11 protein-coding genes are annotated in these 14,356 nt (G+C 47.1%); all 11 read right to left on the reverse strand.

The features are described from left to right. Positions 1-50: 50 nt before the first annotated feature. Positions 51-1,844 (reverse strand): ABC transporter ATP-binding protein, encoded by a 1,794-nt coding sequence (locus Q0V21_RS08370; protein ID WP_024633057.1) that lies wholly within the window; start codon positions 1,842-1,844, stop codon positions 51-53. Positions 1,845-1,914: 70 nt separating this feature from the next. Beyond that, positions 1,915-3,213 (reverse strand): NCS2 family permease, encoded by a 1,299-nt coding sequence (locus tag Q0V21_RS08375; protein ID WP_079350691.1) that lies wholly within the window; start codon positions 3,211-3,213, stop codon positions 1,915-1,917. Positions 3,214-3,626: 413 nt separating this feature from the next. Further along, the gene (locus Q0V21_RS08380) at positions 3,627-4,385 is read right to left on the reverse strand and encodes a tRNA threonylcarbamoyladenosine dehydratase (RefSeq protein WP_024633055.1); all 759 of its coding nucleotides are present in this window, start codon (positions 4,383-4,385) and stop codon (positions 3,627-3,629) included. An 18-nt stretch (positions 4,386-4,403) separates the two neighbouring features. After that, positions 4,404-6,182 (reverse strand): aspartate--tRNA ligase, encoded by a 1,779-nt coding sequence (gene aspS, locus Q0V21_RS08385; RefSeq protein WP_079350693.1) that lies wholly within the window; start codon positions 6,180-6,182, stop codon positions 4,404-4,406. Between the two features lie 104 nt (positions 6,183-6,286). Continuing rightward, the gene (hisS, locus tag Q0V21_RS08390) at positions 6,287-7,537 is read right to left on the reverse strand and encodes a histidine--tRNA ligase (RefSeq protein ID WP_024633053.1); all 1,251 of its coding nucleotides are present in this window, start codon (positions 7,535-7,537) and stop codon (positions 6,287-6,289) included. Positions 7,538-8,154: 617 nt separating this feature from the next. Then, entirely contained in the window at positions 8,155-9,423 is a 1,269-nt protein-coding gene (locus Q0V21_RS08395; protein WP_301878364.1) for an SEC-C metal-binding domain-containing protein, read from the reverse strand. A 617-nt stretch (positions 9,424-10,040) separates the two neighbouring features. After that, a complete protein-coding gene (locus Q0V21_RS08400; protein WP_024633051.1) occupies positions 10,041-10,487 on the reverse strand; it encodes a hypothetical protein in 447 nt (148 codons plus the stop codon). A gap of 112 nt (positions 10,488-10,599) precedes the next feature. Beyond that, positions 10,600-11,106, reverse strand: coding sequence for a type 1 glutamine amidotransferase domain-containing protein (locus Q0V21_RS08405; protein ID WP_024633050.1), 507 nt, complete (start codon positions 11,104-11,106; stop codon positions 10,600-10,602). Between the two features lie 303 nt (positions 11,107-11,409). Further along, the gene (locus Q0V21_RS08410; protein ID WP_160319650.1) at positions 11,410-11,577 is read right to left on the reverse strand and encodes a hypothetical protein; all 168 of its coding nucleotides are present in this window, start codon (positions 11,575-11,577) and stop codon (positions 11,410-11,412) included. 75 nt (positions 11,578-11,652) lie between these two features. Next, entirely contained in the window at positions 11,653-12,114 is a 462-nt protein-coding gene (gene dtd / locus Q0V21_RS08415; protein WP_024633049.1) for a D-aminoacyl-tRNA deacylase, read from the reverse strand. Positions 12,115-12,126: 12 nt separating this feature from the next. Further along, complete coding sequence (locus Q0V21_RS08420) at positions 12,127-14,304, reverse strand: RelA/SpoT family protein (protein WP_024633048.1); 2,178 nt, start codon at positions 14,302-14,304, stop codon at positions 12,127-12,129. Positions 14,305-14,356 lie beyond the last annotated feature (52 nt).

Consider the following 14,356-nt stretch of genomic DNA (forward strand, 5'->3'; position numbering starts at 1 on the left):
ACCGCTGCTCCTGTTCGCAAAGAACAGATGAACAACGGCCATCCTTTTCATTACTCCGACTCCAAATCCGACTTACCATCCTGTGCCACAAACTGCTTCTGAGCCAACTCACGGTATACCGGATGGTTGCTGATCAGCTCCGCATGTGTTCCGGTTCCCGTCACATGGCCCTGTTCCAGAACAACAATCTGATCAGAGTCGACAACGGTGGACAATCGGTGTGCAATGACAACCGTTGTTCGTCCTTCCATCAGATTGGACAGGGCTTGCTGCACTTCATGTTCAGAGGTGCTGTCCAGACTGGACGTCGCTTCATCCAGCATCAGAATATCAGGGCTGCGCAGCAGTGCACGAGCAATAGCGATCCGTTGGCGTTGGCCTCCGGAGAGCTTAATCCCGCGTTCTCCCACTTCCGTATCATAGCCCTGAGGCAGCTTATCAATAAAAGCGGAGGAATACGCCATCTCTGCCGCATGTCGAATTTCGTCCATACTTGCCTCACGGCCCAGTCCGTATGTCATATTTTCCTTAATTGTACCTGCCATCAGTGGGCTTTCCTGAGAGACATATCCAATCTTGCTGCGCCAGGAAGCCAACGAATAATCCGTGATGGCTTGTCCACCATATGATATACTGCCCGACCCCGGAAGATAGAACTGCTCCAACAGAGAGAATAGCGTTGATTTCCCGCTACCGCTTGGGCCTACAATAGCCGTCACTTTACGGGCAGGAACGGTCAGATTAATCCCATGCAGTACCTCTTCCCCTGTTACATAAGAGAAGTGCAGGTTGTTAAATGTAATCGTCTCATTTCCCTTGGGAGCAATTGCTGTGCTATGACGCGGTTCTTCTTCATGAGCCAGAATAGCCTGAATGCGTTCTGTCGCACCGACAACCTTTTGCAAACGTGAATACAGTGTCGTAAATTGCCCCATCGGCATAATGACCTGGAACAACAGCAAAATGAAGGCAACCAGTTCTCCCGGAGACAGCAATCCCGAAGCCACCCGCATGCCGCCAACACCCAGAATAACAACCAGTACAGCCGTCATGACAAATGTAAAGAGCGGACCGATCAACGCCAAGATCCGAGCTTCCTGTAGTCCAAAAGCAAACATCTTGCCAATGCGGGAATCGCCTGCTTCTGCCTCCTGTTTCTCCGTACCATAAGCTTTCACCAAACGAATCTCGCCTATGACTTGGCTGAGCACGGAAGTAAGGCCCGCCATTTCGTCCTGCTGCTTTTTGGAGATTTTGTACATTTTACGTCCGACAGGTAACAGAATAAGCAGCGTTAGCGGGACCAGACTCAGGATAATAAGAGACATGACCCAATCCAGATAGAATAGCAACGCTACCCCGCCCACAACCGCAACGATATTGGATACAAAAGAAACGAGATAATCCGCAATTAGCGTCATAATCTGACTCGTATCATTCGTAATTCGACTCATCGTATCACCCGTACGATTTCGGTCGAAATATGGCATCGGCAAGGATAATACTTTGTTCCACAGCTTCGTTCGCAATGTCGCAACCACGCGCTGGCCTGCATAGTTCAACATGTAGATGCTGATGCCTGAAGCAATGGCCTGAATAACGAATGCTCCCAGCAGCAGAAAAATAACGGACTTGTTCAGCGCGGACATCGTCAGCCCATCAATCAGCCCTTTGGTCATCAGCGGGACAATCAGGCCAGCTGTCGTCTGAATGAGTGTCAGGATTAACGCTATAATCAGAATAAGCTTCGGTGGATTTGTGGCAGCAATCAGCTTCACAAAATCCCTGAATCCTTTTTTTCCTACTTTCGGTTCAGCTTGACCCGCTTGTTGTTGCTCTTCCATTCCCGTTCCCCCGTTCTCCCGATGTTCACCAGAGATCATACGTATGAGTTAACATAATGTTTCCTATCTTTTACAATATCCCGTGCAGAACAAAATTCGCCAAAAAGAGAATTGCAATGCCATACATGACTTTAGGCACCTGCTTACCCTGACCCACCGCCAGCTTCGCTACGGGATACGCAATGAATCCAAATGCCATACCGTCGACGATGCTATATGTAAATGGAATCATGACCATGATCAGAAAAGCCGGGAAAGCCTCCGTAAAATCACGGAAATCCATGTCCTTCACATCCTGTACCATCAATCCGCCTATAATGATCAAAATGGGAGCGATGGCACTGTCCGGGATATAAGCCAGCAGTGGAATAAAGAAGAATGTTGCACCGAATAGCACTGCGGTAACCAGTGGAGTCAAGCCTGAGCGCCCGCCTGCAGCTATACCGGCTGTTGTCTCAGCCGCAGCTACAGTAGGGCTGCTTCCAAAGATCCCGGCAAAAATATTCGAAATTGACAGGGCTCGCAAGCTGCCTTTAAATCTTTCGGGGCGACCAATCAAATGGGTCTGGGCCGTAATCAGGCCGATATTTTCAAATACAACAATCAGCAGCAACAGAAATACAGCAATCCAGAACGACAAGTCCACCAGATTTGCGAAGGAAAGCTCAGCGAACAAACCGCCATATTGATGCAATGCTTCTGCGGCAGACACGGGGTCACCCGGTTTTACGGCCCCAAGCACATAAGCCAGTCCTGTTCCCGCCAGAATACTGATCAGAAGCCCGCCCTGTACATTTCGTATAAATAGAATCAATGCAAGCACAAGTGTAACACAAGCAGTAATTACTCCAGGGTCGTTAAAATGCCCAATGGCTACAAACGTCGTCTGATGTGCGATGACGATTCCGCTTTTTTGCAAACCGATAAACGTCAGGAATAGACCGATTCCGACAGTGATGCCATGCTGCAGGTTTTTGGGAATGGCCTCACTGATCATTTTATATAACGATGTAAACGTCACGACCGAAAATAGCACACCTGTGACCGATACAACCGCCAAGGCTTCCTGCCAGCTCAATTTCATCGAATGTACGAGTGTGTAAGTGAAAAATGCATTGATGCCCATGCCAGGTACAACGATAATCGGTGATTTGCCGCCAAATGCCATCAGCAAACAACCTGCAATGGACGTCAGAAGTGTGCCCACCATAGCTGCCTGCAGCGGCATTCCGGCATCCGCCAGAATTGTTGCATTGACCATCACGATATACACCACGGCAAAATAGGAAATGGCCCCCGCCATAATTTCCTTCTTCCACTGGTCTCCCTGCTCCAGGCCAAGTCTTCTGGCCATCCATCCTTGTTTCATTCGTTCCGTTCTCCTCTCTCTATATAAGCCGAACAAATGTATTTACACTCTACCACTGCGCGGACAGAACAACCTTCTGATCGCTGTTATCCCCGGATTTTTAGATTTATGTTTTTAAAGTTAAATCCGGTGATAAGCGTATGCTTCCGATGCAGCTTTCTTTCAGAAAGCTTTTAGTCGAACGCTTCGCTTCTCCAGGTTTTTTCTGTCCTCTTCGTTCTTGTGCAAATCTTATATTCATCTTATATAGCTGCGATTTCTCTATGTATTTTTCATCATTTCGTGCAGCACCACATATCATACACGGTTTTGGGATCGAAGTACATCACGTAACCCTGACATTGGTTAGGGTTTTGCGTATGCAAAAAAGCGCAGACACCTTGTCGGCATCTACGCTTTTCCCTTACAGCAAATTACTGCTGCTTGTTCTCTGCAATTTCAATCAGTTCCTTGACAGCAACACTGACCATGATCAGTCCGGCTACCGGAGGAACAAAGGCGTTACTCGCTGGTGGCTGTTTGGCCTTGCGAATTTCCGGCGCATTTTCAGGTACAATTTTCTGTGTTACATCTTCGCGTGGTTTGAGCGGCTTTTCCGTTGAAAAGACCACTTTTACACCTTTTTTAATACCGTCTTTGCGAAGTGTCGTACGGACAACACGAGCAATCGGGTCCATGGTCGTTTTCGAAATATCCGCAACCTGGAATTTTGTCGGGTCCATTTTGTTTGCCGCACCCATACTGGAAATGACCGGAATCTTCCGTTTGAGGCATTCCTTGATGAGGTGGATTTTGTAAATGATCGTGTCGGAAGCATCCAGCACATAATCCAGCTCATACTTGAACAATTCCTCATACGTCTCTTCCGTGTAAAACATATTCAGTGCAATGGCGTCACACTCTGGATTGATGAGCTTCACCCGCTCCACCATCAAATCTGCTTTTTTCTGACCCACGGTCGTTGTCAAAGCATGAATCTGACGATTGATGTTCGTGATGTCCACCACGTCTTTATCAATCAGAATGATACGGCCAACACCGCTGCGAGCGAGGGCTTCCACTGCAATACCACCCACACCGCCGATGCCGAGCACAGCTACTGTACTATTTTTCAAGGCGTTCAGACCTTCAGGTCCGATTGCCAGTTCTGTTCTTGAAAATTGATGGAGCATTGAGAATCGATGCCTCCTTTATTTCTTTTCCGCCACCGGTTTACGGGCTACACGGATGTGAAGTTGTTCCAATTGGGAGTTATCCACTTCAGAAGGTGCATTCATGAGCAGATCCGTTGCACTTGCCGTTTTCGGGAAGGCAATCGTTTCACGCAGATTCGTACGTCCTGCCAGCAGCATCACCAGACGGTCGAGACCAAAAGCGATTCCGCCGTGTGGTGGCGTTCCGTATTCGAATGCTTCGAGCAGATAACCGAATTTCTCGTTGGCTACTTCCGGAGAGAGTCCCAGGGCAGAGAACATTTTTTCTTGAACATCACGTTTATAGATACGCATTGAACCGCCGCCCACTTCATAACCATTCAGAACAAGGTCATAAGCTTGAGCGCGAATCGCACCCGGATCTGTGTCAAACAGATGTACATCTTCGTCTTTAGGACGTGTGAATGGGTGGTGCTCTGCTACATAACGTTTGGCATCTTCATCGTACCCGAGCAATGGGAAGTCAACAACCCATGCAAATTTGAATTTGCTGTCATCGATCAGGCCCAGTTGACGACCGATTTTCAGACGAAGCGCGCCCAGTACATCTGCAACCACTTTTTTGGTGTCAGCAGAGAAGAGCAGCAAGTCGCCTTCTTCAGCGCCAGTACGTTCTTTAACTGCTTCGATCTCTTCCGGTGTAAAGAACTTCACGATTGGTCCTTTGAACTCGCCGTCTTTCACTTGAATCCATGCCAAACCTTTTGCGCCGTAACGCGCTGCGAATGGACCGAGGTCATCGATTTCTTTACGACTCCATGTGCCACAGCCTTTAGCGTTCAGAACTTTCACTTCTCCGCCTTTTTCAATGACAGAAGCAAATACTTTCACACCACTGTTTGCTACAATATCGTTCATTTCAACCAGTTCCATGCCAAAACGCAGATCCGGTTTGTCCGAACCGTATTTACCCATGGCATCTGCATACGTAATCCGTTGGAACGGCAGCTCCAGCTCAATACCTTTCGTCTCACGCAGCAATTTGGCCATCAGTTCTTCCATCATTGGCAGCAGGTCATCCTGTTGCAGGAAGGAAGTCTCGATGTCGACTTGAGTGAATTCCGGTTGACGGTCTGCACGCAAATCTTCATCACGGAAACAACGGGCGATTTGATAGTAACGCTCAAGTCCGCCGACCATCAGCAATTGTTTGTAAATTTGCGGTGATTGCGGCAGGGCGAAGAATTCACCTTCATGCACACGGCTTGGTACGAGATAGTCACGCGCACCTTCCGGGGAGCTCTTCGTCAGGATTGGTGTTTCTACTTCAACAAATTCTTCTCCATCCAGATAATCACGGAACACTTTGGATGCTTTGGAACGCAATTTTAATGTTTCGAACATTTCCGGACGACGCAGGTCCAGGTAACGATATTTCAATCGAAGGGACTCGTCGACTTCCACACCATCTTCGATGAAGAATGGAGGTGTTTTAGCAGCGTTCAGCACTTCAATCTCCGTAATTTGGACTTCAATTTCGCCTGTAGGCAAGTTTTTGTTTACAGTCTCTTCGTCACGTTTAACGACTTTACCCGTTACCGCGATAACATACTCGCTCCGTACTCTGTCAGCGATTTGCAATGCTTCGCCAGAGTATGCCGGGTTAAAAACAACCTGTACAATTCCGCTGCGGTCACGCAGATCGATAAACAGTACGCCCCCCAGGTCACGGCGGGTCTGTACCCAGCCGTTCAATGTTACAGTTTCACCGATGTGTGCGGGTGTTAACGCGCCGCAATGATGACTTCTTTTCATAACCAAACTCCTCATATGTGAATTTCCGTTCTGTATGGCGGGCAGAACCCGCTTTTCAACAGTGCGGTTGCGTGAAGACGATTTTATTCAAATGGTGTTACTGCTTACTTTCCACTTACCGTGGCAACAAGATCATCCAGCTTCACCGTTTGTTGTTCACCTGTATCCATGGACTTCAGGGCAATCTCGCCGCGCTCCAGTTCATCATCACCAAGAATGGCAGTGTAACGGGCTTTGAATCGGTCGGCAGATTTCATCTGTGCTTTCATCTTGCGACCGAGATAGTCGCGTTCACCGGACAGTCCGGATTGACGGAGCTTGAACAGCTGACGATTGACTTCACGATCGGCTGCTTCACCAAGAGCAACAAAATATACATCGAGTGGGGCAAGGGAACTTACATCAATGTTCTGGTGTTCCAGAATCAATTGAATGCGCTCCAGACCGATACCGAAACCAATACCAGGCTGATCAGGTCCACCGATATCTCCAACGAGACCGTTGTATCTGCCGCCACCACCGACTGTATCAATCGCGCCAATACCTTGGGCTTTCAATTCAAAAGCAGTCAAGGTGTAGTAATCCAGTCCGCGTACCAGACGATTGTTCACCGCGTAATCTACGCCAAAGTCATCCAGATACTCTTTCAGCTTGGCAAAGTGGTTCAAGGACTCTTCATCCAGACTATCCAAGATGGACGGTGCTCCTACAAACTTGTCCTGATCAACTTTACAGTCGAGCACACGCAGCGGATTACGTTCCATCCGGGATTGGCAGTCCTTACACAGACTGTCTTTCATTGGTCTGAGAAATCCAAGCAATTTTTCGCGATATTCCGCACGGCTGGTTGGGTTACCGACCGAGTTGATTTCGACTTTGACATCTTTCAATCCCAGTTCTACACACAGTTGATACCCAAGCGCAATGACTTCAGCATCGATCGCTGGATCAAGGGCTCCGATGGCTTCTACACCGAACTGGTGGAACTGACGCTGGCGACCTGCTTGCGGACGTTCGTACCGGAACATCGGACCGATGTAATAAAGCTTGCTCACATCCGGTTCGCCATAGATTTTATTTTCCACATAAGCGCGGACAACCCCCGCTGTACCCTCCGGTCGAAGGGTCATGCTGCGGTCCCCTTTATCATTGAAGGTGTACATTTCTTTCTCAACAATATCGGTTGTTTCCCCAACGCCTCGTACAAATAAAGAAGTCTGTTCGAAGATCGGTGTGCGAATCTCGCGGTAATTAAAACGGCGACACAGATCACGCGCTTTTTCCTCTACGAACTGCCACTTTTCGACAACGCCAGGCAGCAAGTCCTGCGTTCCAGTCGGTTTTTGAAAAGCCATCTTTCATCCCTCCAGCATCTATTTTTCTCTGTATAATAAAAAAATCCCTCGCCCTGTCGCTGTATAAACAGCAAACAAAGGGACGAGGGATTGTGTTTACACATTCACCCGTGGTACCACCCACATTCCGGAATCCCTGACACTTTCGCCGTTCAGGTGATCGTGTGATGATGTCGGGTTGCTCCAGGCAATCCGATCAAACACAGATCATTCCGCTCTACGTATAACGCACGCCCTGCGCAGGCCGGCTAATGATCATCAGATATAAATCTAATGTGTTCGCCGTCTGTTCTCGGGGAAGTCATTCGTCCGCTCATCAAGAGAATCCTTACAGCCAGGGGATTCCTCTCTGTTCATGTGGGCACGGAGTACTTGGTCCCGTCATCAAATCATCAAGTTATATTATTGAATAACGCCTATAGTTATTATATAACGTTTAAAGTTAATTTATTTTCTGATTGTAATGAACCGCAGTGCTAAAGTCAAGGGCTAACACAAAAAGATAGCACTAAAAAAAATTCTCACACGCCGTACGAGATGCGGAGTCCACAGATATCAAGGCTAATAGAAGCTGGATTCATCAAATGAATTCCAACTTCTATTGCCTTCTTATATCTCTATTGTTTCAGCATCCACTTCAACAGATCCGGCACATTCGCCCATAGACGGGAGTGCATAATGACATATTCAATCGCTTCGTCGGAATCCCCCATTCCGACAAAATCAGGGAGGTTATGCGGCAGCCGCTTCAAACCCAGCAGGTAGTCAGGCACATGCTTGTTCACACCCCGGGCCACACGGTACAGCATTTTGAGCTGGGAGGTGATTCCGTTCTTCTTATACTCCAGAATGATCTGGTCATAGGCAAAGGCGGCTGCGGCGTCACCTTTCCCATACTTCTCCAGCAGTTGCTCTGCCTGCTTCAATTGGTTGCTGTACAAATACACAGCAGCGAGCAGGTAACGCGCTCCGGTATTGTCTTCCGTGTTAAGCTCCAAAATATGCTCCAGGATTTGTGCCGCTTCTTCGGCATCTCCGCCAAACCAGCAGGATTCGGCGTAGCTTTTGCATATCCGGATATATGGACGAGTCTCATGAAGCCCCCAGAAGTCCCCCTTGTTCTTCTCAAAAAACAGTTCGCCCAGTTCGCGTTCGCCAGCAGCGATTCCAGCCTTGAGGTAAGCACGTGCATCAGACTCATTGTCCGATTCCTCAGCCAGAATAAGATACGCATCAGAGCTGTCAGAATACATCTCCAGCGCTGTTTTCGCCAGCTGTATTCTGCGTTTGGAAGAACTGGATTCCATCGCCTTATTCAGCAGAGCCTGCGCTTTGTCCTTCGGTGTGTCTGGGCTGTTCAGAATCATCAGCTCGTCCGTTTCGCCGCCCATGCCGTATTCTTCGATGTAATTGAACATCTCCTTAACCTTTCGGGAGATCGTTGCTGTCGTTACCTCATATTTAACGGCTAGCTCATCCTTCGAAACATTGAAGCCGTATTCCTCGGACAACAAATACTCGATTGCGGCACAGAACGAGCCTGTCTTCTTCACAGTAGGGCGGGTCTGACGGGAATAGCCATTCCATAGCACCAGAGCTTCCAAAATCAGCTCCCGCTCGTATTGGTTCCTCATGTCCTCAATAAGCTGCAGGGCCAGCTGTTCGTGAGCCGGATGCGCCCATTTCAGTTCGCGCTCCACCATCTTTTTCAGCTTGGTCAAGGTCAGTTTGCTCTCAGGCTGAACCGAGGCTTCCTGGACAGGCTGCTCGGTTGATATCAGCCGCAGTACGGATTCTACCGCAGAGGGCTCCTTGTCCAGACAGCATTTCTTATATTTTTTCCCGCTTCCGCATGGGCATAAATCATTTCTTCCAACCTTACTCAAAACTAATTCCCCCTTAAATCTTTCACTAGCCATTTCGCATGAGAACACTGTTGCTTTAGCATTATAGATTTCATTTCTCAAACGAGGCATTCTATATAGCTGTCAATTTCCATAAGCAGAAACGGCTGCCCCGCTCTTATAAAAGGGCGGGGGCCGTTTCAGCGAGTATATGTTCATCTGGAATATGACGGATCACTCTGGCGATGAATTCCTCACACTCTCTATCATAGGATTGGATTCGACTGAGCCCAATCGCTAGAAGCTTGATTTACCGACCAATGTAGCCTAACTATGAAAAAAATTCGCTTTAAAATATTTAAATCCATTTCTCTATTCTAGCAAAAATTTAAATACGGGGTAAGCTTTGCCCAAAACATATACATTCTCATCTCAAAAAAAAAACCTGCACACGGTGTGCAGGCTCAAAGGATATATAAAAAAAGGGGGTCATGTGTGTTATTATAAACGGGCTATGTTAAAGGCTTATGTAACTAATATTACAGTAATATTACAAAAATGATAGCGCTTTTTTTATAATTTATTTTTTCTACATATTAAAAGCCCCTGCAAAGGCTCCTGACACCAAGTCAGGCCTTGCAAGGGCTCTCTTTTACATGTTAATTCAATTCTTCCACATAAGCTTGGTTAGAACGAAGTTTATGAACGATTTCCTCATAATCCTCATCCCTTACTTTGGCAGACAAAACATAATGCAGATCGTCATAGTCAGCCGAGGACACATCCGCAGCATCCAACAGGTCGCCATCCTCATTGACATTATCACGGGAACCTCTCTCGGTATCGCGATCCACATTACTGACGACCGGAATTACATTTTCACTAGCGGGAACCCCGGGTGCTGCACCCACACCCATAGCTCCATTGGTTCCTACGCCACCTGCTGTGTTATAAGGCACCAGAGGTACCATAATCCGCTTGTCTCTGCCAACTGCACTGTCCAGTTGCCCTACTTCCAAATGCTCTGTACGGAACGTCTGAAGTGAAGTTCTTGCTCCCTCCGCCTCGTCCTCGGTCCGAAAATACGCCTGAATATGCTTTGTCATGTCAAACCCTCCTTTATCGGAATAAATACCGAATGAAACGTAAACTTAAAAGCTTCCAGTTCCACCCTATAACGTAATCATTTTTAACGGATAGTTATCTGATTCCATATCATTAAATAACTTTTAGCAGCTCCCGGACAAATGCTGGCTCATCGGCAGGTGTTCGGGAAGTAATATAGTTGCCGTCTACAACAGCTTCATGGTCCTTAAACTCTGCTCCCGCGTTCACCATATCATCCTTGAGCGGTGGATAGGACGTAATTGTCCGACCTTTCAACAGATTGGCAGACGCCAAAATTTGAGGACCGTGACAAATCGCAGCGATTGGTTTCTTCGCACTGTTGATCTCCGTTACGAATTTCAGAATGTGCGCATCTGTACGTAAATTCTCTGGTGAAGATCCCCCTGGAATCACAACTGCATCATAATCGGAAGCAGAGACTTCGGAAATCGCTTTGTCTGAAGTGTAGGAGGCTTTACCACCTTTACCCTTCAGTGTCTCTCCTGCTTTCAAGCCGATAATTTCCACATCGTGTCCGGCTTTTTTCACCTCATCATATGGTACCTGCATTTCCGAATCTTCAAAATCATTCGCCAATAAAAAAGCAACTTTACTCATAACGTATGTTCTCCTTTCCGTATTCGAAATTTCTTGGAATCGGGTAATCGCAGAAACATATATTCTACATTTCTTGTTCATTGCCCGTAATAAACACTGAACCTGGCACGCATCGCGCCTCGTTCTGTTATTACCCTAACCAGAGTCATTTATAACAAGACGAACCTGTATTATTTTGACTTTGATTAAACACTCCAACTCCGAAATGATTAAGCTTCCTAACAAAAAAAGTCTTGATTCGATGATCGAATCAAGACTTTTTCGCTTTTGTTACCTAAATATTTGATCGAATACTGTCAGCACTCAGTCACGCGGAAGACGGCTCTGCTCCCCTTTATCCGAATCCTGAAGGGCCCAAATTGTTGTTGCACATTCGGCAGCAGCGCGGGCAAGCTTCAGGGACTCATACAGGTTTCCAGGTAGAAGCAAAGGTTCTATTCGGGAACGTGTTTCCTTGACGGATTGGCGCATAAGGGTAGGGTACTCCTTTGATCATCTTATGTTATAAACCGAATTATCCCTCATTATGGCCTGTTCCCCCATCAATTATGCATGTGCCTCTTGACGAATAGGGCTTTCGAGCATTAAAGTCACGGGTCCCCAATTGGTAAAAGTCACATCCATCATCGCACCGAAACGCCCGGTTTCCACCTGAATTCCTTTATCCCGTAACAGTTGATTAAATGTTTCATACAACAATTCTGCCGCTTCAGGTCTGGCTGCCGCTGCAAAGCTTGGGCGTTTCCCTTTGCGACAATCCCCGTACAATGTAAATTGTGAGACAGATAATACAGCCCCGCCCACATCCATCAAACTGAGATTCATCTTTTCCTGCTCATCCTCAAAGATTCGAAGTCCAGCAATTTTGTCTGCCAAATATATGGCATCCTTCTCCGTGTCCTCATGTGTAATGCCCACGAGTAGCATCAATCCAGATTCAATTCTTCCCGTCAGCTCGTCCCCAACAGTTACCTGAGCCTCTTTACAGCGTTGTACAAGCACCCTCATCTTACAGGCTCCTTACTGCATAATCCGATGCACAGAATAGACATCTTTCACCCGTTTGATTCGTTCCACAACCGAATGCAGATGCTCCGTATTACGTATCAGAATTGTGACGTGCACCAATGCTAATTTATTTTTATCTGTACGTCCGGTGACGGCAGATATATTGGTTTTACTTTCGGAAACAGCTTGAAGCACTTCATTGAGTAAACCATTGCGATCATGGCCCGTAATCTCAATATCCACACTGTAGTTGGCTTCAATATTCTCTTCCCACTCGACTTCAATGACGCGAGCTGCTTCTTCTCCATCCGTACTGGACGGAATATTTGGACAGTCACTGCGATGCACGGAAACCCCGCGCCCACGTGTAACATACCCGATAATAGCATCCCCTGGTACAGGGTTACAGCAGCGCGCAAAACGAACAAGCAAATTGTCTATGCCTTTGACACGAATGCCATTGGTCGGACGGTTTTTGCGTTCAGGTGCAGGCTTCAGCTCACGCATCTCGGAATTCAGTTCCAGCAAGCTGGATTCTTCCTGCTCCTTGCGGAGTTTCTCCGTTGCTTTGGTCACAATCTGAGCAGCCGTAATGCCACCAAATCCAACCGCTGCGAGCATATCCTCAATATCATTGAAGGCATACTTTTTGGCTGCTTCCTGCAACTTATCGTCCGTCATCCAGGCAGATGGATCAAGCCCCATGCGCTTAAGTTCACGTTCGCAACTGTCGCGTCCCTTTTCAACGTTTTCTTCGCGTCGTTCCTTTTTGAACCATTGCTTGATCTTCGCTCGTGCGTGAGAGGATTTTGCAATTTTAAGCCAGTCCTGGCTCGGCCCGTAAGAATGTTTGGACGTCAAAATTTCAATGATATCGCCCGTTTTGAGATGATAATCGAGCGGAACGATACGACCATTTACTTTCGCACCAATCGTTCGATTACCCACCTCTGTATGGATTCTGTATGCAAAATCCAATGGAACAGATCCGGTAGGCAATTCGATAACTTCACCTTTTGGTGTGAATACAAACACCAGATCCGAGAAGAAATCCATTTTGAGTGATTCTACAAATTCAGACGCATCCTGCGCTTCATTTTGAAGTTCAAGAATCTCGCGGAAGAACGTAATTTTATCTTCAAAATTATTTCCGTTCGCAGCGCCTTCCTTGTAGGCCCAGTGGGCAGCAATCCCAAATTCAGCAGTGCGGTGCATATCCCATGTCCGGATCTGAACTTCAGTCGGTTCACCGTTGGGACCTACGACCGTGGTATGCAGCGATTGATACATATTCGCCTTTGGCATCGCGATATAGTCCTTGAAACGTCCAGGCATCGGTTTCCATAACGTGTGTATAATTCCGAGCGTAGCATAACAATCCTTGATGTTATCCACAATAATACGAATCGCAAGCAGATCATAAATCTCGTTAAACTGTTTGTTTTTCGTAGTCATTTTTTTGAACACGCTGTAGATGTGCTTAGGACGACCCGACAGATCTGCCTGAATTCCCATCTCATCCAGCTTGCTCGTAATACCGTCCATAACGGTATCTATATATTGCTCACGTTCCGCACGCTTTTTGTGCATCAGGTTTGCGATTCGGTAATATTGCTGCGGATTCAAATAACGGAGGGCGATGTCCTCCATTTCCCATTTGATCGCAGAGATACCCAGACGATTAGCAATCGGACAGAAAATCTCCAACGTTTCATATGAAATCCGACGTTGACTCTCTTCCGACTGAAACTTGAGTGTCCGCATATTATGCAGACGGTCAGCCAATTTGATCACGATGACACGGATGTCCTGCGCCATGGCGATGAACATTTTGCGGTAGTTCTCGTTCTGCTGTTCTTCCTTGGAGCGGAACTGAATACGTTCCAGCTTCGTCAAGCCGTCAACAAGCATGGCACACGTATTGCCGAAATGATTGCGGATTTCTTCAAGTGAAACCGTAGTATCTTCTACTACATCATGAAGAAGCGCTGCAATTATGGAGATGGTGTCCATCTGCATGTTTACAACAATATCGGCAACCGCAAGCGGATGCAGAATATACGGTTCTCCCGATTTTCGCGTCTGTCCATGGTGGGCCTGATCAGCAAATTCGTAAGCTTCACGTATGCGCACCAGATCGGGTTCTTTGATATATGCCCCGGCCTTCTCGAGTAATTGCTCTATGCCCATTCTGATCTGTTCCGTGTCCTTTCTATACAAAATGGAACCCGTGACATAATAT

Origin of the sequence: Paenibacillus sp. 11B (genome assembly GCF_030487755.1) — a bacterium.
GTDB lineage: Bacteria > Bacillota > Bacilli > Paenibacillales > Paenibacillaceae > Paenibacillus > Paenibacillus vandeheii.

Excerpts from the sequence above, each read along its gene's own strand:
- Q0V21_RS08370 (WP_024633057.1), bottom strand. The coding sequence starts at position 1,844 with ATGGAAGAGCAACAACAAGCGGGTCAAGCTGAACCGAAAGTAGGAAAA.
- Q0V21_RS08375 (WP_079350691.1), bottom strand. The coding sequence starts at position 3,213 with ATGAAACAAGGATGGATGGCCAGAAGACTTGGCCTGGAGCAGGGAGAC.
- Q0V21_RS08380 (WP_024633055.1), bottom strand. The coding sequence starts at position 4,385 with ATGCTCCATCAATTTTCAAGAACAGAACTGGCAATCGGACCTGAAGGT.
- aspS (WP_079350693.1), bottom strand. The coding sequence starts at position 6,182 with ATGAAAAGAAGTCATCATTGCGGCGCGTTAACACCCGCACACATCGGT.
- hisS (WP_024633053.1), bottom strand. The coding sequence starts at position 7,537 with ATGGCTTTTCAAAAACCGACTGGAACGCAGGACTTGCTGCCTGGCGTT.
- Q0V21_RS08400 (WP_024633051.1), bottom strand. The coding sequence starts at position 10,487 with ATGACAAAGCATATTCAGGCGTATTTTCGGACCGAGGACGAGGCGGAG.
- Q0V21_RS08405 (WP_024633050.1), bottom strand. The coding sequence starts at position 11,106 with ATGAGTAAAGTTGCTTTTTTATTGGCGAATGATTTTGAAGATTCGGAA.
- Q0V21_RS08410 (WP_160319650.1), bottom strand. The coding sequence starts at position 11,577 with ATGCGCCAATCCGTCAAGGAAACACGTTCCCGAATAGAACCTTTGCTT.
- dtd (WP_024633049.1), bottom strand. The coding sequence starts at position 12,114 with ATGAGGGTGCTTGTACAACGCTGTAAAGAGGCTCAGGTAACTGTTGGG.
- Q0V21_RS08420 (WP_024633048.1), bottom strand. The coding sequence starts at position 14,304 with ATGGGCATAGAGCAATTACTCGAGAAGGCCGGGGCATATATCAAAGAA.